Below are 19,901 nucleotides of genomic sequence, written 5' to 3'. Positions count from 1 at the left end.
ACGTGCGGGGGCTCCTGCGCTCGCGGGGCGCGTTCCTGCTCTTCGCGGCCCTGCTCTGGCTGGGCCTCGATGCGGGGCGCTCCTGGAATGGCCACCGGGCCTACCGGGCGCCCGCTAGCACCTGGCACCACGCGCCCTCCGCCGCCCTGGCGTGGCCGCCCGGGGTGGACCTGACGCCCGACGTTCCGCTCGGGCGCCGGGTCTTCGTGCAGCGCTGCGCCGTCTGTCACGGACAGGACGGGCGCGGAGGCGGCCCCGCCGCCTCTTCGATGCGCCCGAGGCCCCCGGATTTGACGACGGGTGAGCTCAAGGTGCGGTCCACGCCCGCGGAGGCCCCGGCTTCCACAGAGGACCTGACGCGGACCGTCCGCGACGGCCTGGCGAACAGCGCGATGCCCTCCTTCCGGGATGTGCTCACGGACGAGGAGCTGCGCGCGGTGGTCCGCTACGTCCAGGAATTGTCCGGCACCGCCGCCGTGCCGCCGGCCGCGAAGCTGGAGGTGCCTCCGCCTCCGTCCTTCACACCGGAGGTGGTGGAGCGGGGCAGGGCCACGTACGCGCGGCTCCAGTGCGGCGTGTGCCATGGAGCCGACGGTGGACTGCGGCGGCGCTTCGACGGCGCGGATGGGCAGGTCGTCATCGCGCCGGACCTCCGCCAGCCCTGGACGTTCAAGGGCGGCCGTGAGCCGGAGCAGGTGTGGCTGCGCCTCTCCACGGGCATGCTGCCGGGGCCCATGCCTTCGTACGCGGACGCGTCGACGCCCGCGGAGCGCTGGGACGTCGTCGCGTGGCTGGACTCCATTGCGCTGCCAGCACCCTGGGAGCCGGGAGGAAGGCTGCGCGGGCTGGGAACGGAGCCGGACCTGCTGCTCCGGGGGGACTACCTGAGCCGCGCGCAGCTGTGCCAGCTCTGCCACACCTCGATGAGCCCCACCGGTGTCTACAACACCGACGCGCTGCGCCTCGCGGGTGGCATGCGTATCGATGCGTATCCTCACGGCACGCAGGTGAGCCGCAACCTGACGGACGTGCGGTACCGCTCGGAGGACGAGCTGATGGCCATCATCCGGGAGGGCCGGATGCCCGACCGGCAGCTCAGCATCTGGGCGATGACGTGGTCGCTGTTCAACGCGATGACGGATGACGACGCCCGGGCGCTCGCGCGCTACCTGCGCTCGCTGACGCCCGTCCGCAGGGAGATTCCGGACGTCGTCCACTACGGTGTGCTGGAGATGCTGGTGCGGAAGGTGTTCCTCGGGCTGCCGGGGGCCTTCCCGAACCGGCTGGTCTACGGCGAGGGGGATGCCTCGGGGCTGCCCTCGGCCGCGCCGGTGGAGCGGGCCCTCTCCTGGGCCCAGTGGCTCATCGGCGGACTGGCGCTGCTGCGCTTCCTGGTGCCGCTGCGCGGCGAGCGCCGTGACGCGCGCGCGTGGGCGATGACGCTGGGCACCGCGGCCGGGGCGGTGGGACTGGTCTATGGCGGCTGGGTGGCCCACCAACTGCCGGGGCTCGCGGGCGTCGCGCCGGAGCAGGCCGTCGAAGGCACCGTGGGCGCCCTGCCGCCCGTGGACCCGGCGAAGGCGCGCACTCCGGAGGCGCGGGCCATGGCGGAGCGGGGCCGCTACCTGTTCAACATCGCGTCATGTGTCATGTGCCACGGCGAGCGGGGGGAGGGCGGCGCGATGTTCTCGTGGACGTCCTTCGGGACGCTCTACGCGCGCAACCTCACGTCCCATCCGGAGCACGGGCTCGGGCAGTGGACGGATGCGGAGCTGGCCCGGGCCATCCGCAGCGGCATCTCTCGCAGTGGCCGCCCGCTGCACTGGCAGGGAATGCCCTGGGACATGTTCTCCAACCTCGAGGAGGAGGATGTCCGCGCGCTCATCGCCTACCTGCGGATGCTCCCGCCCGTGGCCCTGAAGGTGAATGCACCGCAGCCCCCAGCGCCCCACGACTGTGGCAGCTATTCGGTGTTCCTGCGGCCGGTGAATCAGCCGCCTGGCTGTCATGACTGAGCGGAGCCGACGTGACAGGGGCGGTGACTTGCTTCAACATCCCGGGCACGGAAGAGGCCGGGCTTCCGGACAGGGGAGGAATCGACCATGGTGCGCCTGAAGAAGCTTGGACGCCTGGCAGTGCGGCTCATGAGTGGAGCGCTGGCGCTGGGAGCAGTGGCCTGTGACGCTCCGGACCGGCAGGAACTGCGCCTGGCGGACCTGAAGTCCGCGACGATGCACGTGACGTGGCAGCTCGAAGTCGTGGATGACGAAGGCGAGGGGAGGTACTTCCGCGGGGTGAAGGTGTCCTTCCAGGGCGCCCCTGCTGACTGCCCCACCTTCGCGCCCGACGTTCGCGCCACCCTGAACGGGCATGAGATGACGCTCGTTCCCAGCGCGCAGACGGAGGGCACGTGTGAATTGCCGGCCTTCGTGCTCGACATGAGCGACGTGTCGACCATCACGAGACCCGCCTCGGGAGAGGACCTCGTGGAGCTGAGCGACGGGCGGGACGTGTTTCGCGCCACGCTCCAGAACCTCGCCCAGTACCATGGCCTGTCCCGCCTGGAGACCCGGGAGTACCCGACCCAGCTCTCCGCCGGCTCGACGCTGACGTACGACTGGTCTCCCGCGACGGACTTCTTCGAGGAGGAGGGGGACGGCGCTCCCGCGGCCGCCTTCACGCTGCGCGAGCGGTGGGGCTTCCCGCTCTACTTCGAGCACGCCGAGCACGTGCTGTCGCAGGACCTGAAGTTCGAGGTGCCCCTGCCGGCCTGGCTGCGCGCCGACGAGGTGCTGGCCCAACTGGAGGGACGGTCGCGAATCCCCGTGCTCACCTGCGAGGGGCCGGCGGCCTGCGAGGGACGGTCCCGCTTCTCCCGTCCCTTCCATGCCACGGTGAGGTGAGCCGCTACGGCGCGGTCTCCACGGGGATGTAGGGGATGAGGTCGAAGTCGATGCGGTCCACGACCTCGCCCGCCCGGACCTCGATGGGCTCCACGCTGTCGGTGTTGCGCCAGAAGCCGATGCGCTCGCCGTCCTCGAAGTACACGCCGTTCTGGTTGTCGTCGATGGCCGCCGTCGCGAAGTAGACCCTGGGCGGCAAATCAATGGCATACCGGTAGCCGTTCGCCGCCAGGGCGACGGTGGCCAGCTCCGGGGCCGTCTGCCAGTTGCCCTGCTCATCCAGGTAGACGAAGGCGACGAGCGCATCCCTCGCGGAGGGCACGCCCACCCGCAGCAGCAGCTCCACCGGGACGGTACCGCTCGCGCTGGTGAGGGTGATGGTCGCCAGGTAGTCCCCCGGCTCCAGTCCCGCGGTGGTCACCGCTATCTGCAGCGGCCGGGCGCCGAGCGTGGGCACGGACACCGTGGCCCCAGCCGGGAAGGTCACCAGGCCGGGCGGCAGTCCATCCGCGCTGGCCGTCACCACCAGCTCACCGCCGCCCTCGTTGAAGAGGAGCAGCGGGAGCGTGCCGTCTCCGGCGAAGAAGAGGCGCGGCGTGTTCACCGTGAGCCGTGGCGGCTCCAGGACGGGCACCCCCTGCAGCGCCCGCAGCGCGGCCTGGGCATTGACGAGCCCCGCGCCACAGCCCTCGGGACACTGGCTGGAGGGGATGGCGGTCTCCTTCAGGATGCGCTCGGCCTCCGCGGACACCAGCTCCGGCCTCAGCGCGAGCATCAATGCCAGCACGCCCGCGACATGGGGCGCGGCCATGCTGGTGCCTTCATAGAAGAGGTAGGCCGGCAGGCCCGCTGCGTCGAGCGCGGTGGACAGCACGCCGTCCGGGTACCCGTCCCCGTTGAAGTCCTGGCGCAGCTCGCCTCCGGGCGCCATCACGTCCACGGGGGCGCCGAAGTTGGAGAAGCCGCTGCGCCGGCCCACCAGCGTCGTGGAGCCCACGCAGAGCACATTCTGCTGGTTGCAGGGAGAGACGCCCGTCGCGTCCAGGGACTCGTTGCCCGCGGCGATGACGAAGATGGCCCCCGCGGCGTTCACCCGGTCGTCAATGACCTCCTGGTAGGCCTGCTGCGGAGGGGCGCTTCCGCCGAGGCTCAGGTTGATGACCCGGGCCGGCGTGGGGTTGGGTGGCAACCCCGGGATGCTGCCGCCCGCGGCCCAGTACATGGCCGCCGCGAGGTCGAAGCTGGAGGCGCCCTGCTGGCCCAGGACGCGCACGGGCAGGATTTGCGACGCCCACGACACGCCCGCCACGCCCGCGCCGTTGTTCGACAGCGCGCCGATGGTGCCCGCCACGTGCGTGCCATGCCAGGACGAGCCTCCTCCGGGCAGGTCGCCGCCCGGGTCCGTCGGGTCGCCGTCGCGGCCATCCCCGTCTCCCGAGTTGGCCAGGTCGGAGACCATGTCGATGCCGGGCAGCACCCGCGCGGCGAGGTCGGGGTGGAACACGATGCCCGTGTCGAGCACGGCCACCACCACGCCCGGGGCTTCCACCTGCACGTCCCAGGCAGCAGGGAGGTTGAGCGTGGCGTAGTGCCACTGGAAGGGAAAGCCGAAGTCGTTGGGAACGGCGTGCGAGCGCACCCGCCGGTTCGGCTCCGCGAAGCGCACGCCGGGCCGGGCCGCGAGCTGCGACACCAGCTGGCCCGTCATCGCCGGGGTGGCCTTCCGGTGGCTCCTGCCCTCCGGCTCGAAGGCCACCAGGTGCAGGTACTCGCTCGCGTAGCCCCGGTGCACCGCGCGGTAGCCGGGCAGCTCCACCCGCTGGAGGGCCTGCTCGGCGGAGAGGCCGGGCTCGGCGAAGCGGACGATGACCTCGCCGGGGAGGGCGTCTTCCTCCGCGCTGGCTCCGCCGAGTGGACCAGGCAGGGGGGCTGGCGCCGTCGCCCGCGACACGAGGCGGGACCACTCCTGGAGGGAAGGGCCTCCGGAGGGAAGGACGTGTCCGCGCGTGGACTGCTGCCCCGCGCCCTGGAACGGGGTGAGCTGTCCCTGCACCCGCCCGGTGGCCTGCTGCTGGGGTTCGGTCCTGAGCGGCGGCTCGTCGCCGCTGGAACACGCGGCAAGGGCCAGCAGCCCCACGGCGAGAAGTCTGCGCATCGGTGGTCCCCCTGCCGGGCACGATGCGCATTCGCCGCGGGGGAACAGACCGGAACGCCGGTCGGAGGCAACGTCGGGCCGTGGACCTCCTGGCGGCGTGCACCCGGTTTCCGTTCGTGTTGCAGAAGTGCAGGCGCGGGGCGTGGTGGGACAACGCGCACGTTTTTGGCCGTCACGTCACCGGCTAGGGTCCGCGGCATGCACACCCGATTGGCCACCTTCGTCCTCCTCACCACGTGCCTCATGGCGTCCAGCGCGGCGGCCCGCCCGTACCGCGCCATGGTGACGCGCACCGCGGCGACCACGAAAAGCGGCAACCTGGAGCTGGGCCTGCGCTACCAGGGCTTCTTCTCGCTCGACTTCGACGAGTCGCAGCCCTACCAGCAGATCTCCCCCAGCCTGCGCTTCGGCTTCCTCGACAACCTGGAGGCGAACATCTACCTGGAGGTGCTCGCGCTGGGGCTGCCCGGCGAGGACGACTTCGAGTTTGCCTTCGGAGACATCCCCCTGGGGCTGCAGTGGACCTTCATCGACACGCCGAAGGCGGCGCTCGGCGTCTACGGGCGCGTGACGCTGCCCACGGGGCCCAGCGACGAGGACGGCATCATCCCCAGCCTGTCGGATGGCACCTGGGACTGGGAGGGCACGCTCGTCGGTGAGTTCCGGGCGACCAAGGACCTGCGCTTCATGCTCAATGGCGGCTACCTGCACCAGGGCACGCGAGACAGGGACGCGCTGCCCGACTTCGACGTCCCGGACGCGGTGCAGTTCGCGCTGGCCGGTACCTACAACCTCGACAAGTTCACGATGCTGGGGCTCGAGGTGGTGGGCCGCCACTACTTCGAGGACGTCATCACCCCGGTCTGGCGGGACAACGCCACCCAGGTGGAGATCATCCCGGTGATTCGCCACGAGGCGTTTCCCGGCCTGGTGCTGGAGGCCGTGGCCGGCGTGGCGGTGACGCCGGGCCTGAGTGAGATCTACCAGTTCCGCGTCCTGCTCGGCGGTACCTACGAGTTCGACCTCGCCACCGGCCCCAAGCTGCCTACGAAGAAAGAGGACCTGCGGCGGCCCAAGACTCCGTCGCGCCGTAAGTGAGCGCGGGCCGCCGCGCGCGCCCTGGGAGGTGAAGCCCAGGGCGCGCGGTGAAGGTCAGGGAAGCTCCACCTTGCAGGTGGCGTCGCAGCCGTCGTTGCTGGTGGTGTTGCCGTCGTCGCACTCCTCGCCGTCTCCAGTCTGGAGGACGGCGTCCCCGCACCGAGGCCCCAGCAGGCAGCCGGGGAAGCACTGGCCGTAGCCACCGTCGTTCATGCCGTCGTCGCACTCCTCGCCCCGGTCGACAATGGCGTTGCCGCACAGGCGCACGCACTCGGTGCGCCGGGTCTCGAAGTTGTTGAGCGTGAGCCGGTAGGAGGAGCCGGTGGTGTGGCGCTCAGCCTGGAACACCGCGGCCTCGTAGATGCCGCCGGGGGTGAGGCCGAACTGGGTGGCCCGCTGAGACAGGGTGACGCTGCCATCCTCCGGGCTGTGGACGCCGCCCAGGTCCAGCGCGAGGCGGCCGTTGATGAACACCCACACGTCGTCGTCGCCGCGGAAGGTGAGCACCTCGGTGCCCTTGTACTCGAACCAGTAACGGGTCTCGCTGGTGAAGCTGAAGTTGTGGTTCCCATCGCGCCGGGGCTCCTGGCCCGTGGCCACCCAGCCCTGGTTGTCGAGAGGGAAGAACTCCGGGTCGTCGAACAGGTAGGAGCCGTTCGGCTGGCGCGTCAGGTCGAGCGTGCCGACGAAGGGCTTGTTGACGTCCACCACGTCCCGGTACCACTGGTCGAACGCCCACCTGCCGTGGGTGGTGTCGGAGGACACGCCCTCCTTCGCGTAGACGGGCTTGCCGTCCCGGCCCAGCGTCGCGGTGAGGATGCCCCGCTCGATGCCGTTCTTGTTCTCGAAGTCGATGTGGCCGCGAGGCAGGGTGGTCGTGGCCGCAAGGTCATAGCCACGGAAGTCGCGGTAGACGATGGGGATGGACACCTTCAGGGGCGGGGCCTGCGTGATGACCTGGCAGGCGAAGCCATCCTCGAGGCGGCACGTCGACGAGCAGCCGTCGTTGGCGCGCGTGTTGCCGTCGTCGCACTGCTCGGCGGTGCTGTTGGGCAGAATCACGCCGTCGCCGCAGCGCTCCTGGCAGATGCCGTTGCTGCACGCCGGCTCGCGCACGCACAGCGGCGAGCAGCCGTCACCCAGGTCGTAGTTGCCGTCGTCGCACTGCTCGGTGCCCTCGACGACCTTGTCACCGCAGGTGGTGCGCAGGCAGCGCTGGCCGACGTTGGGGCATTTGTAGCCGTTCTCCAGGCGGCACGACGCGCTGCAGCCGTCGTTGTTGGCGGCATTGCCGTCCTCGCACTCCTCCTCGCCGGCAATGATGTTGTCACCGCACGCCGCGGCATGGCAGCGGCCGCCGGTGGACGCGCAGTTCCACCCGGGCTCCACGGCGCACGTGGCGCTGCAGCCGTCCCCGGCGGCCGTGTTTCCATCGTCGCAGGTCTCCGGGGGCTGGAGCTGGCCATTGCCACACACGGGCACCCGGGTGCAGGGCTGGCCTTCCTGGTCGCAGACCCAGCCCGACTCCACTTCTCCACAGGTCGCCGAGCAGCCGTCAGCGCTCACCGTGTTGCCGTCGTCGCAGGCCTCCGGTGCCTGCTTCACGCCGTCGCCACAGCGCGCGGTGCCCGCGTCGCTTCCAGCATCGGTGCCCGCATCCGTGCCTGCGTCTGTCGTCCCGGCGTCATCGCCCGCATCGGTCGCCCCGGCGTCGGAGCCGGCGTCACCGCCCGCGTCGGCCGTCCCCGCGTCGGTGCCGCTGTCCTGCGCGGACGCATCCGGAACGCCAGGGCCCGCGTCCCGGTCGCCGGGGTCGTCATCCCCGCAGGCCGCCAGGGAGAGGAAGAGGGAGGTGAGCAACACGTGGACGAGTCGAGAGTGAAGAGGCCGGGGTGTCATATGGGACTCAGGGTGAAGGAGTTTCGCGCAGGATGCCAATTGTAACTTTGTTACTGACAGCCCGAGGGCACCGTCCGCTCGCGGAAGGGCCAGAGCCGCTCGCAGGGAGTTCCGGACCGGTCGGCCCCGGCGGCCCCTTCAAGCGCGTTCCCCGTCGCAATCTCGGACCATGTCCCACGCCTCTTCCCCGAGCGCAACGCGGCACCTGTCCCACTTCGGCGCACCGGCTCCTGCCTCCAGGCGCAGGCCCTGGTCCGCGTTCATCCTGGGACTCGTCCTGATGCCGGTGGCCTTGCTGGTGCTGGCCGCCGCCGCCCGCATCGGCGCCTCGCCCTCCGGTTGGGGCTACGCGGTGGGACTTCTGCTCGTGACGCTGGGCCTGCTCTCCCGGCCCTGGCGACGGCGGCGGGGACTGACGCGGGTGGGGCTGGGGCTCGTGCTGCTCGTCGCCGGGGTGCGCCTGGGGCTCGCCGGTGGTGGCCCGGTGGAGACCGTGCTCATCCCGGACGGAGGCAGCCGGTGGGTGAACGGCCTCGTCGCCGAGCGGGACGGCACCCTGCTCGCGGCGCATGCGCTGATGCTCTCCAGCGGCCTGCCGCGCTCGGACTCGCACGACTTCGTTGCCGCGCTGGAAGGCGCCTTCGACCGGCTGGACGCCGCCGCGGGCACGATGGCCACGCCCGCCGTCGCCACGTACCTGGGCCTCCAGTCTCCGGAGTCCTTCGACGCCGTGGTCATCCCTCCTGCGAGCAGCGCCAATCCGGAGACGGCCGTCGTCTTCCTCCACGGCTACGCGGGCAACTTCTCCGTGTACTGCTGGCAGCTGGCCCGGGCCGCCCAGGCCATCTCCGCGCTCACCGTCTGCCCGTCGGTGGGGCCCGCTGGAGACTGGTGGTCCTCCCGGGGCGAGCAGACGCTGGAGCAGACGCTGGCGTGGCTTGCCGACCGGGGCGTGCGCCGCGTCTACCTGAGCGGCCTCTCCAACGGCGGCGCGGGCGCCAGCGTCCTCGTCAATCGCGTCTCACATCCCCGCATCGAGCTGCGCGGGCTGGTGCTCGTCTCCGGCGCCATGTCCCACGCGGCCAGCCCGACCGTCCCCACGCTGCTGGTGCAGGGACGGCACGACTCGATGATGCCCACGCGCGCCATGCGGGACTTCGCCGAGCGCATGGGCAAGCTCGCCACCTACGTGGAGGTGGACAGCGGCCACTTCGCCTTCCTCGACCGCCATGCCGAGTGCGAGCGCGCCATCGCCTCGTGGCTGCGCAAGCGCGAGGGCGAGGGCGCCCGGAAGGCGAGCGGCACCGCTACAGCGCGGGCACGGTCCACCCGCGCGGATGGATGAGGTAGGCCGTGCCGCCGGAGCGCGAGAGCCACAGCGGCTCCAGCTCCGAGCGGAGGTAGGTGCGCCGCACGGCCGTGTCGCTGGCGCCGGCCGGGTCGTTCACCACGGGGTTGCCGGAAGCATCGAAGCCCGAGAGCACGAGGAGGTGGCCCGCGGTGGAGGGGATGGGCGCGCCCGTCAGCTCGCCCTTGCCCCACGCGACGCTGAGGATGGCCGGCACTCCGGCGGAGAGCCACGGCTCCAGCTGGGCGAAGCTGGTGAAGCGCGCCACATGGGCCTGGAAGCCCTGCGTGGCCGCATACGCCGTGTTGAAGGGCCAGTTGCCGTGCCCGCCGTAGAACCAGTCGTACACGCCGCTGACGGCCGCGCGCACCGCCGGCTCGCAGGCGCTGGTGTCTTGCGTCCAGTACTTCAGCACCATGGCCGTGGACGTGGGACTGCACCAGACCTCGCCGCCGTCCGGGTAGACCATCTGCGAGCACCGGGGCACCGCGAGCACCGTGTTCCAGCGCGCGGGGTTGCCGGCGGGAATGGTGGGCCGGGACTCCGGTGAGGTGGAGACGGTGACGGCGCTGGCATGCAGCGTGGGCGAGGCCACGCCATCCGCGCTGAACAGGCGCGTCTTCACCTGCCAGGCGCTCGCGGCCGCCTTCTTGGAGGTGACGACCAGCGTGTCGATGGCGACCCTCGCCACGGTGTCCGACTGGGAGTCCACCGAGTGCCGCCGCACCGGGGCGCTGCCCGAGGCCCAGACACCCAGGCTGTACCACTTCGTCCAGGTGCCACCCACCTGCACGCGCAGGAGCGTCTCCACCCAGGTGCCCGTGGGCGTGGTGGCCTCCCAGGAGGCGATGGCCTCGCGGAAGGCGAACGCGCTGGTGAGGATGGGGCTGGTGGCCTCGCCCTGAACGAAGGTGCCGCCGTTGTAGTAGGTGCCGCCGTAGTAGCCGCCCGGGCCGTAGGGGTCCGTGCCGGACCAGGACTGGCCGGGAAGCAGTTGGAGCGTGCCATCCGCCGCGCGGCCCACGCCGCTGAGCTGCCAGGAGGCGAAGTCGCCCCGGCTCGCCGCCCAGCGGGTGGAGGCGCTCTGGCCCGCCACGGCCAGCGCCGGGACGAGCGCGAGGGTGAGCAGCAGCGTGCACGCGGCCAACCTGGACTGCCTCATGATGCCTCCGGGGTATTCAGGTCCGGCCTTTATTGCGTGTTCGAGGCCCGGACGCTGCGCTCCCGTGGCGGGCGCCGTCGGATTCGCGCGCTGGAGAACGTCCCGGACGCCCGCCTCACCGGCGCAGGCGCGCGGCGATGGCCTCGGGCGAGGGCGCGCGAACGTCCCAGACCCAGCCGAGCCGGGCCAGCAGCCGGAGGAGCAGGCCCAGCGGGTCCACCTGCCACCAGCGCAAGCCGGTGAAGGCCGAGCCCGGGAAGGCATGGTGGTTGTTGTGCCACCCGGCGCCGAGCGTGAGCACCGCCATCACCGCGTTGTTGCGGCTGTCGTCCCGCGTCTCCAGCGGGCGCGTTCCCACCGTGTGCGTCACCGAGTTGATGGCGAAGGTGACCTGCTGCACGAGGAAGAAGCGGACGAAGCCGCCCCACACCAGGCCGCCCAGCGCGCCGTCCCAGGTGCCGGTGGCCAGGCCCCCCACCGCCGCGGGCAGCGCGAAGCCGAGCAGCACCCACAGCCCGTAGCGTTGGTTCAGCCGCACGAGCCAGGCGTCGCGCAGCAGGTCCGGCAGGGTGCGCGCGAGCCGGGACTCCTGGGAGTCCTCCGCCGAGGCCAGCAGCGTCTCCGGCGACGCGCGGTGGGCGTCCAGGAAGCGGCCGAAGCGTGCAATGGCCGGCGCGTCCAGATACCAGAGGAACTGCGACCAGAAGAAGCCGCGCACGCGCTGCCACGCGCCCTGCCGGCCCAGCGTGGGCGAGTGCAGGTCTCCCGGCACGTCCGTGTGCGCATGGTGCCAGCGGTGCACGCCGCTCCACAGCAGCGCGGAGCCCTGGCCCGCCATGGAGCCGAGGACGAGGAGGCCGGCCCGCAGCGGCCGCGTCGTCTCGAAGGTGCGGTGCGAGAAGTAGCGGTGGAAGCCCAGCTCCACGCCCGTCATGGTGAGCAGGTACATGCCCACCAGCAGGCCCACCTCCAGCCCGCTGATGCCCGTATGGTGGAGGCGCCACAGGCCATGGCCCAGCCCGAGCAGCGGAAGCCCCTGGAGCACGAAGAGCACCAGCGCCCGTCTGGCTCCGCGCAGGGGTGGGGTGGCGCCCCCGGGACGTGCCTCCGGGGAGGGCAGGGCGGAGGGCGTCTCGGACAGCGCGGGACTCACCATTCACCGCGAGGCTACGCCAGTGTTCCCCTGGCGCGGCAGTGGGTCACCGGCTACGCGCAGCTGTCGTTCGCCGAGGGGTAGGCCGTGTTGAGGATCCACACGCCCTTGTCATTCTTGGCGTAGCGGAAGGCCACCTTCGACGGCGTGAAGTTGTACCCCTTCGTGCACATGCCGTTCTTGTCGACCTCCTGGCAGACGTAGCCCTTGTTCGTCCCCAGGCCGACGAGGTCCGCCGGGACGCAGTCCATCATCGTGCCTCCGCCGCCGCCACACACCTTGGGCGTGGGGCCCTTGGGGCCCGTGTAGTTCACCCACGCGGTCCACGCGCTCTTGTAGTCCGCCTCGGACTGGAACTGGGACTTGCCGGCCTCCGTCTTGTTGCCCTTGACGTGGATGGAGACATGGCCACCCGCGGCCGTGTTGGCCGAGACGCTGGCGGCGCTGTCCTTGACGGACTTCGTTGCGCGGCAATCCGCCGCGAACGCGCTCGTCGTGCCGACCAGGGTGGACACCGTGAGCGCCAGCGTCAGGGACCGCAGAAGCTGCTTCCGCATGAGGACCTCCCAGCAAAGAGTTGCAGGGTGGCATCAGCAATCGCTGTACCAGCACGGCCCCTTCGGGGCGCCAGAGTGGGGCACCCTGGAGAGGCCACCCGGGCCACGTCCCCGCGGAACGCGCGTGCGTCCTTGGTGAACACGACCCAGGGCCCGCGGCAGCTGGGCTGGACCTGGGACCCGAACGTCGAGCACTGAAGGCCTGGCTGGCGCGGAGGGGGACGTCCTCCTCCCGCCTGTCTCTGCCGCCGTTCAAGCCCTGGGTCTAAAGGAACACCCGCACACGGCGTGGCAGGGGCAGGTCCCCGAGGCCGGGTGAATCACACCCTGAGTCCCTTTTCATGCCACCGTCACGCGAAAAGTATCCCCTTCCTTCAAGGAATCTGTTGGCATCCGTCTTCTTCAGGACCGCCCAGGGGGGGCCGGATGAACAGCCGTCTGGTGAGCAGGCCAGGAAGTCCGGGCCCGGACGCCGGGGTCCTATGATCCTCCCCGTAAGTGTATTGGAACGACCTTCCTTCAAAACGGTTGGTTGAAGAGCGATTGCCATGACGGACGAAGCCGAGGGGTTTGCTGATTCTCCAGACATCGCGGTGGTGGGGATGGCCGCGCGACTGCCTGGGGCGAGGGACGTAGACACCTTCTGGCGCCGCGTGCGGGATGGCGTGGGCTCCATCACCTGGTTCACGGACGCGCAGCTGCTGAGCGCGGGCGTGGACCCCTCGGTGCTGCAGGACCCGAACTACGTGAAGGCCGGCATGGTGTACGAGGGGCTGGAGGACTTCGACGCCGGCTTCTTCGGGTTCAGCGCGCGCGAGGCGTCCCTCATGGACCCCCAGCACCGGCACTTCCTGGAGGTGTGCTGGGAGGCGCTGGAGCACTGCGGGCACCCGCCCGAGAGCTTCAAGGGCCCCGTCGGCGTGTTCGGCGGCTCCGGCATGAACGCGTACATGCCGTACAACCTCTTCACCAACCCGAAGCTGATGGAGCAGGTAGGCCTGTTCCTGGTGCGGCACACGGGCAACGACAAGGACTTCCTCACCACCCGCGTCTCGTATTGCCTGGACCTGCGCGGCCCCAGCCTCAACGTGCAGACGGCGTGCTCCACGTCGCTGGTGGCCATCCACTCGGCGGTGCAGAGCCTGCTGGCGCGCGAGTGTGACCTGGCGCTCGCGGGCGGCGTCACCCTGGAGCTGCCGCACTACCGGGGCTACCTGTACACGGAAGGGGAGATTCTCTCCCCCGACGGGCACTGCCGCGCCTTCGACCACCGCAGCCAGGGGACGCTGTTCGGCAGCGGCGTGGGCGTGGTGGCCCTGCGCCGGCTGGAGGACGCGCTGGCGGATGGCGACACCATCTACGCGGTGGTGAAGGGCAGCGCGGTGAACAACGACGGCGCGCGCAAGGTGGGCTACCTGGCGCCGTCCGTGGATGGGCAGGCGGACGCGGTGGTGGAGGCGCTCAACGTCTCCGGCGTGACGGCCGACACCATCGACTACATCGAGTGCCATGGCACCGGCACGCCGGTGGGCGACCCGATTGAAATCACCGCGCTCACCCAGGCCTTCCGCACGCAGACGCAGAAGACGGGGTTCTGCCGCATCGGCTCGGTGAAGACGAACATCGGCCACCTGGACACCGCGGCCGGCGTGGCGAGCTTCATCAAGGTCGTCCAGATGCTGCGCCACCGGCAGATGGCGCCGACGCTCAACTACGAGAAGCCGAACCCGCAAATCGACTTCGGCCGCACCCCGTTCACGGTGAACGCCGCCCTTCGCGACTGGGCGGTGAAGGGCCGTCCGCGCCGCGCGGCGGTGAACTCGCTGGGCGTGGGCGGCACCAACGCGCACGTCATCCTGGAGGAGGCCCCGGCGCAGCCGCAGACGTCCGCCGCGCGCCCCTTCGAGACGCTCTGGCTGTCCGCCCGCACCCCCGCCGCGCTCGAGCGCGCCAGCCGTCGGCTGGCCCAGCGGCTGGGCGAGGAGGGCGCCCCCAACCTGGGAGACGTGTCCTTCACGCTGCTGGCCGGCCGCCGCCGCTTCGCGCACCGGCGCGCGGTAGTGGCTTCGTCCCGGGAAGAAGCCGTCCGCCTGCTGGAGCAGCCCGAGGCGGCCCGCACCGCGCAGGCCCAGACGGAGGCGGAGGGCCGCTCGGTGGTGTTCCTCTTCCCCGGCGGCGGCGCGCAGTACCCGGGCATGGCGAAGGGGCTCTACGAGCAGGAGCCCGTCTTCCGCCGCATGCTGGACGAGTGCCTCACGATTCTGGAGCAGCACGAGTCGCTGAAGCTGCGCCCGCTGCTGTTCCCGGAAGCCGGCGCCGAGGCCGCGGCCCGCACCCAGCTGGAGCAGGCCACGTACGCGCTGCCCGCGCTGCTGTCCGTGGAGCTGTCGCTCGCCGCGCTGTGGAAGGCGCGCGGGCTGACGCCCCAGGCCTGCATGGGCCACAGCATGGGCGAGTACGCCTGCGCGCAGCTCTTGGGCGTCTTCTCCGTGAAGGACGCGCTGGGCATCGTCGCCTGCCGCGGCCGCCTCTTCGACCAGCTCCCCGCGGGCGCCATGCTCAGCGTGGAGCTGCCCGAGGAGGAGCTGAAGCCCCTGCTGGGGCCCGGCCTGGACCTGGGCGCGCACAACGCGCCGGGCCTGTGCCTCGTGTCCGGCGAGGTGGCCGCCATCGAAGCGCTGGAGGCGCAGCTCAAGGCCCGTGAGGTGGAGGCGCGCCGGCTGCACATCCGCGTCGCCGCGCACTCGCGGATGCTGGAGCCCATCCTCCCGCTGTTCCGCGAGTACCTGTCGAAGGTGCGCTTCTCCGCGCCCACCGGAAAGTGGATAAGCAACGTCACCGGCACCTGGGTGACGCCCGAGGAGGCCACCAGCCCCGAGTACTGGGTGCGCCACCTGCGCAACCCGGTGCGCTTCGCCGAGGGCGCCAGCGTGCTGCTGGCGGAGAAGTCCCGCGTCTACCTGGAGGTGGGCCCCGGCCAGACGCTGACGCAGCTGCTGCGCGCCCAGGTGGACAAGCCCCAGGCCGAGCAGCTCGTGCCGTCGCTGCGCCACCCCAACGACACCGTCCCCGACCTGGCCTTCTTCCAGCTCGCGCTCGGCCGGCTGTGGGCGGCGGGCGTCAACCTGGATGCGGCGGCCCTCTTTGACGGCCAGAAGCGGCGGCGCGTGGCGCTGCCGACGTATGCCTTCGAGCGGGAGCGTCACTGGGTGGAGCCGGGCGAGGGCTCCTTCATGGCCCGGCGCCAGGGCGAGCGCCCGCTGGTGCGCGAGGAGGACGTGGCGCGCTGGGGCTACGCGCCCCGGTTCCGGGAGCAGCCGGGCTCGCCGCCGGAGCTGCCCGCCGCGAACGAGCGCTGGATGCTGCTCGCCGAGACGTCGCCGCTCGCCGAGGAGCTGTCTCGCGAGCTGGCCGCCCGGGGCGCGCAGCTCGTGCGCGTGCAGCCGGGAGACGCCTTCGCCCGCGGGGACGATGGCCGCTTCACGGTGCGCCCCGACGCACGCGAGGACTGGGAGGCGCTGTGGGACGCGCTGGGCTCCGAGGGCCGCGTGCCCCCGAGGCTGGTGGACCTGCCCGAGGCCGGTGGCGCCGGGACGGGCTGGGAGCGCGCGGTGTCGCGCCACTTCCTCACGCCGCTGGCGCTGATGCAGTCCCTCACGGCCGAGTCGCTGCCGAAGGGCCTGCGCTATGTGCGCGTGATGCGCGGAGGCATGTCCGCGGAAGGGCCCGCGAAGGCCCCGGAGCAGGCGCTCGCCCTCGGCCCGGTGCTCGTCGCGCCCAAGGAGCTGCCCGAGCTGTCGGCGCGCGCGGTGGACCTGGACGTGGAGGGCGAGCCGGCCGCGCAGGCCCGCCAGCTCGCGGACGAGCTGCTGCGTGCCGACGTGGAGGGCGCGGTGGCGCTGCGCGGCGGCCGCCGCCTGGCGCAGGTGGTGGAGCGCGTCACCCTGGACGAGGCGAAGACGCCGCTGCGCGAGCAGGGCGTGTACCTCATCACCGGTGGCCTCGGCGGCATCGGACGGACCCTCGCCGAGCTGTTCGCGCGCAAGGCCAAAGCCCGGCTCGCGCTCGTCTCGCGGTCGGCCGCCAGCGCCTCGCACGCCGAGCTCCAGCGCACGCTGGAGGGACTCGGCGCGCAGGTGCTGCTGCTCAAGGCGGACACCTCGGACGCCGGCCAGCTCCGGGCAGCCGTCGCCGAGGTGAAGGCGCGCTTCGGGGCCCTGCACGGCGTGGTGCACGCGGCGGGCACCCTCGAGGATGGTCCGCTGGAGGCGAAGACGCGCGACTCCGCGCTGCGCGTCCTGTCGCCCAAGGCGCTCGGCGCGCTCGCGCTCGAGGAGGCGCTGCAGGGCGCCAGCCTGGACTTCTTCGTCAGCTTCTCGTCGACGAGCGCGTACCTCGGGCCCCCGGGGCAGGTGGACTACGTCGCGGCCAACTCCTTCCTGCTGGCCCAGGCGGCCCGGCTGGAGGCGACGGGCACCGCGAAGCGCGCGCTCGCGCTGGCGTGGGGCGTCTGGCAGGAGGTGGGCATGGCCGCGGCGCAGCTCGCGCCGCAGCTGCCTCCGGGCGAGCCGGTGGCGCACCCGCTGCTCCAGCGCCGCGTGGACGCGCCCTCGGGCCACGTCTTCCGCGCCATCTACGACGCGAAGCACCTGTGGGTGCTGGACGAGCACCGCATGCGTGGCGGCGGGCCCGTCCTCCCCGGCACGGGCTACGTGGAGCTGGCCCGCGCGGCGTGGGAGACGGTGCACCCCGGTGTCCCGCTCGAGGTCTCCCACCTCTCGTTCGTGGCGCCGCTGGACGTCCCGGACGGCGAGGTGCGCGAGGTGGAGGTCGGGCTGACGCCCGAGGGTGACGGCTTCTCCTTCCGCGTGCTGAGCCGCGCGGCAGGAAGCGCCTGGGTGGAGCACGCCACGGCGCGCCTCGGCCCGGTGGCGGGCGAGGCCCCGGCGCCGCTCGACGTGCCCGCGGCGCGCTCGCGCTGCGCGGAGCGTCCGCTCGACTTCGGCGAGGGCCAGCAGGCCCTTCCGCAGGACGCCACCCTGGCCTTCGGGCCGCGCTGGAAGGTGCTGCGCCACGCGGGCTTCGGGGCCTCCGAGGCCCTGGGCCGGCTGGAGCTGCCGCGCGCGTTCCGCGAGGACCTGGCGACGTACAAGCTGCCGCCCGGGCTGCTGGACATCGCCTCCGGCTTCGCCTTCTCGCTGCTGCCCGACGCGGGCCAGCCCGGCAAGCTGCACGTGCCCGTCTCCTACCGCCACCTGCGCGTGTGGGGCCCCTGGCCCGAGGTGGCGCTGAGCCACGTGCGCGTGCGCCAGGAGGAGGGCCGCGGGGCGCTGCTGGACGTGACGCTCACCGACGCGGATGGCCGCGTCTTCTGCGCCATCGAGGGCTACCTCGTCGCCGCCGTCGAGGCGCGGCGGTTCGGCCGCCCGACGCAGAAGAAGGGCTCGCTGCTCGAGTCGTGGCTGCCCCTGGGCATCAAGCCGGCGGAGGGCCAGGAGGCCTTCCTGCGCGCGCTGTCCCTCACGGGGACGAACGCGCTGTTCGTCAGCTCCATGGACCTGCACGGGCTGGCGGCGCGCATGCGCCCCAAGCCGGAGGAGAAGCCCGCGGCGGCGGCGGTGTCCCAGGAGGGCGCGGCCAGCGGCCCGGCGGCGGCGGACGCGCCTCGCGACGACGTGGAGCGGAAGCTGGCCGAGCTGTGGCAGCAGCTGCTCGGCGCTCCGAAGGTGGGGCTCAAGGACAACTTCTTCGAGCTGGGCGGACACTCGCTCATCGCGGTGCGCCTGTTCGCGCGCATCAAGAAGACGCTGGGCGCGGACCTGACGCTGGCCACGCTGTTCGAGGCGCCCACGCTGGAGCAGTGCGCGGCCCTGGTGCGCGAGGCCGCGGGCATCCCCTTCACGCCGGACGCCGCTCCGGGCGGGGCGGCGCAGGCCGCGGCTCCGGTCACGGCCGGCAAGGCACAGCCCCGGGAGTGGACGCCGCTGGTCACCATCCAGAAGGGCAGCTCCGGCACGCCCTTCTTCTGCGTGCACGGCGCGGGCGGCAACGTCCTCAACTTCCGCGAGCTGGCGGGGACGCTGGGCAAGGACCAGCCCTTCTACGGCCTGCAGGCGCGGGGCGTGGACGGCAAGCTGCCCCCGGCGGACAGCATCGAGGAGATGGCCAGCATCTACCTGGAGAGCATCCGCCAGGTCCGGCCGAAGGGGCCGTACCTCCTCGGCGGCTACTCCGGCGGCGGCGTGGTGGCCTACGAGATGGCGCAGCGGCTCAAGGAACTGGGCGAGGAGGTGCGGCTCGTCGCGTTCCTGGACACCTTCCACCCCCGCACCCAGGAGCGCCGGCTGTCGCTGGGCGAGCGACTGAAGGGGCTGCGCGAGGAGGGCACCACCTACGTCACGCGCAAGCTGCGCAGCCGGGTGGAGCGCGACGGCAACCGGCTGGTGAACCAGCTCAAGATGCGCTGGTACGAGCAGCGCGGTGAGGCGCTCCCCATCGAGCTGCGCGACGTGCAGCTCACCGAGCGCTTCCAGAACCTGGCGAGCCGCTACAGCCCGCGCCCCTACACGGGGCCGGTGACGCTGTTCCGCGCGCAGGAGATCAGCCCCGTCTACTCGCACATGGGCACCAGCCTGGGCTGGGAGCCGCTCGTGCCCACCCTGCGCATCCGCGAGGTGCCGGGGGACCACGACAGCCTGGTGCGGGAGCCCAACGTGCAGATCCTGGGGCGCTACCTGCGCGCGGCCCTGGACGAGGCGCAGCAGCCGGGTGGAAAGAAGTGAAGCGGAGGAAGTGGCTGCTCGTCGTCGTGGCGCTCGTGGGCGCCCTGGGGGTGGTCTCGGTGAAGCTCGGCGGGCAGGGCAGGTCGAAGGCACCGGGACCGTTCCCCTATGACGGCACGCCCCTGTCCGCCGAGGCGGGCGCCGCGCTGGCCACGGGAGGGTGGAGCCTCTCGGAGGTCCAGGGCCCCCCGCTCCAGCGGGCGCTGACGCGGCCTCCCGCGCCGGGGCAGTCACGCTGGGTGGTCTTCTTCGGCGGCAACGGGCCGGGCTACCTCGCGGAGGCGCGCAGCGTCCTCGAGTCGCTGGACGCAGGCCGGGGGCTCGGGCTGGCCGCGGTGGCGCCGCCGGGCTTCGACAGCTCTCCCGGGAAGCCCTCGCCGGAGGCGCTCCAGGCCGGCGCCCGGGCCGCGGTGCGCTGGCTGGTGGCCACCCACAAGGTGGACCCGGCCTCGCTCCACCTCGTGGGCTTCTCCATGGGAAGCCAGGCGGCGCTCGCGGCGGCCCACGCCCTCGAGCAGGACGGGACGCCCGCGCGGGGCCTGGTGCTGATGGCGCCCTTCACCGAGATGGACGTGACGGACAAGGGGCTCTGGGGCCGGCTGTGGACTCCGGACCGGTACGACAACCTCTCCCTCGCCGCCGCGGGCCTGCCACCCGTCCGGGTGCTGCACGGGCTGGCGGACGGGGCCCTGCCTCCTGCCCATGGGGAGGAGCTTGCCCGCCGGCTGGGGGGCTCCTTCCAGTCGTTCCCGGGCGTAGGGCACTCTGAGCTTCTGAAACATCCAGCCGCCCTCGCCGAGGCCCGGGCCGGGTTGGACCCCTGAGACATGGGACCCTCGAACTT

Annotated in this window: 11 protein-coding genes; 6 read left to right on the top strand and 5 right to left on the bottom strand. The window is 72.1% G+C overall.

Annotation, left to right across the window (positions count from 1 at the left end; all coding sequences use genetic code 11):
* The first annotated feature begins 2 nt into the window (after positions 1-2).
* Complete coding sequence (locus LXT23_RS12880; RefSeq protein ID WP_253980461.1) at positions 3-2,015, top strand: c-type cytochrome; 2,013 nt, start codon at positions 3-5, stop codon at positions 2,013-2,015.
* A gap of 87 nt (positions 2,016-2,102) precedes the next feature.
* A complete protein-coding gene (locus LXT23_RS12875; protein ID WP_253980460.1) occupies positions 2,103-2,903 on the top strand; it encodes a hypothetical protein in 801 nt (266 codons plus the stop codon).
* A gap of 4 nt (positions 2,904-2,907) precedes the next feature.
* On the opposite strand, the gene LXT23_RS12870 is transcribed toward LXT23_RS12875, so the two are convergent.
* On the bottom strand, positions 2,908-5,058 hold the full coding sequence (locus LXT23_RS12870; RefSeq protein ID WP_253980459.1) for a S8 family peptidase: 2,151 nt from the start codon (positions 5,056-5,058) through the stop codon (positions 2,908-2,910).
* Positions 5,059-5,256: 198 nt separating this feature from the next.
* On the opposite strand from LXT23_RS12870, the gene LXT23_RS12865 reads away from it, so the two are divergent.
* Positions 5,257-6,156 (top strand): transporter, encoded by a 900-nt coding sequence (locus LXT23_RS12865; protein ID WP_253980458.1) that lies wholly within the window; start codon positions 5,257-5,259, stop codon positions 6,154-6,156.
* Between the two features lie 54 nt (positions 6,157-6,210).
* Here the strand turns inward: LXT23_RS12865 and LXT23_RS12860 are convergent, their stop codons facing one another.
* Positions 6,211-8,055: a DUF4215 domain-containing protein gene (locus tag LXT23_RS12860; RefSeq protein ID WP_256560810.1), complete on the bottom strand. Its 1,845-nt coding sequence runs from the start codon at positions 8,053-8,055 to the stop codon at positions 6,211-6,213.
* A 280-nt stretch (positions 8,056-8,335) separates the two neighbouring features.
* Between LXT23_RS12860 and LXT23_RS12855 the strand changes: the two genes are divergently transcribed.
* Complete coding sequence (locus LXT23_RS12855) at positions 8,336-9,400, top strand: alpha/beta hydrolase (protein WP_253980456.1); 1,065 nt, start codon at positions 8,336-8,338, stop codon at positions 9,398-9,400.
* Here the strand turns inward: LXT23_RS12855 and LXT23_RS12850 are convergent.
* The 3 genes from LXT23_RS12850 to LXT23_RS12840 all read right to left on the bottom strand — a co-directional run bounded on the left by LXT23_RS12850 (position 9,363) and on the right by LXT23_RS12840 (position 12,275).
* Positions 9,363-10,565, bottom strand: a complete 1,203-nt coding sequence (locus LXT23_RS12850) for a peptidase C39 family protein (protein ID WP_253980455.1) — start codon at positions 10,563-10,565, stop codon at positions 9,363-9,365. The genes LXT23_RS12855 and LXT23_RS12850 overlap by 38 nt on opposite strands.
* A gap of 115 nt (positions 10,566-10,680) precedes the next feature.
* A complete protein-coding gene (locus tag LXT23_RS12845; RefSeq protein WP_253980454.1) occupies positions 10,681-11,721 on the bottom strand; it encodes an acyl-CoA desaturase in 1,041 nt (346 codons plus the stop codon).
* 50 nt (positions 11,722-11,771) lie between these two features.
* Complete coding sequence (locus LXT23_RS12840; protein ID WP_253980453.1) at positions 11,772-12,275, bottom strand: hypothetical protein; 504 nt, start codon at positions 12,273-12,275, stop codon at positions 11,772-11,774.
* A gap of 548 nt (positions 12,276-12,823) precedes the next feature.
* Here LXT23_RS12840 and LXT23_RS12835 point away from each other — a divergent pair.
* Positions 12,824-19,057: a type I polyketide synthase gene (locus tag LXT23_RS12835; RefSeq protein ID WP_253980452.1), complete on the top strand. Its 6,234-nt coding sequence runs from the start codon at positions 12,824-12,826 to the stop codon at positions 19,055-19,057.
* Positions 19,054-19,881: an alpha/beta hydrolase fold domain-containing protein gene (locus tag LXT23_RS12830; protein WP_253980451.1), complete on the top strand. Its 828-nt coding sequence runs from the start codon at positions 19,054-19,056 to the stop codon at positions 19,879-19,881. Before LXT23_RS12835 ends, LXT23_RS12830 begins: the two co-directional genes overlap by 4 nt.
* Positions 19,882-19,901 lie beyond the last annotated feature (20 nt).

The organism is Pyxidicoccus xibeiensis (assembly GCF_024198175.1).
Classification (GTDB): Bacteria; Myxococcota; Myxococcia; order Myxococcales; family Myxococcaceae; genus Myxococcus; species Myxococcus xibeiensis.
Note: the sequence above shows the minus strand (reverse complement) of the source record. Positions and strands in the feature narration are given on the sequence as shown.

What these genes read in the sequence shown, in the direction of transcription:
- LXT23_RS12875 (WP_253980460.1), top strand. Translation starts at nt 2,103, where the DNA reads ATGGTGCGCCTGAAGAAGCTTGGACGCCTGGCAGTGCGGCTCATGAGT.
- LXT23_RS12870 (WP_253980459.1), bottom strand. Translation starts at nt 5,058, where the DNA reads ATGCGCAGACTTCTCGCCGTGGGGCTGCTGGCCCTTGCCGCGTGTTCC.
- LXT23_RS12865 (WP_253980458.1), top strand. Translation starts at nt 5,257, where the DNA reads ATGCACACCCGATTGGCCACCTTCGTCCTCCTCACCACGTGCCTCATG.
- LXT23_RS12860 (WP_256560810.1), bottom strand. Translation starts at nt 8,055, where the DNA reads ATGACACCCCGGCCTCTTCACTCTCGACTCGTCCACGTGTTGCTCACC.
- LXT23_RS12855 (WP_253980456.1), top strand. Translation starts at nt 8,336, where the DNA reads ATGCCGGTGGCCTTGCTGGTGCTGGCCGCCGCCGCCCGCATCGGCGCC.
- LXT23_RS12850 (WP_253980455.1), bottom strand. Translation starts at nt 10,565, where the DNA reads ATGAGGCAGTCCAGGTTGGCCGCGTGCACGCTGCTGCTCACCCTCGCG.
- LXT23_RS12845 (WP_253980454.1), bottom strand. Translation starts at nt 11,721, where the DNA reads ATGGTGAGTCCCGCGCTGTCCGAGACGCCCTCCGCCCTGCCCTCCCCG.
- LXT23_RS12840 (WP_253980453.1), bottom strand. Translation starts at nt 12,275, where the DNA reads ATGCGGAAGCAGCTTCTGCGGTCCCTGACGCTGGCGCTCACGGTGTCC.
- LXT23_RS12835 (WP_253980452.1), top strand. Translation starts at nt 12,824, where the DNA reads ATGACGGACGAAGCCGAGGGGTTTGCTGATTCTCCAGACATCGCGGTG.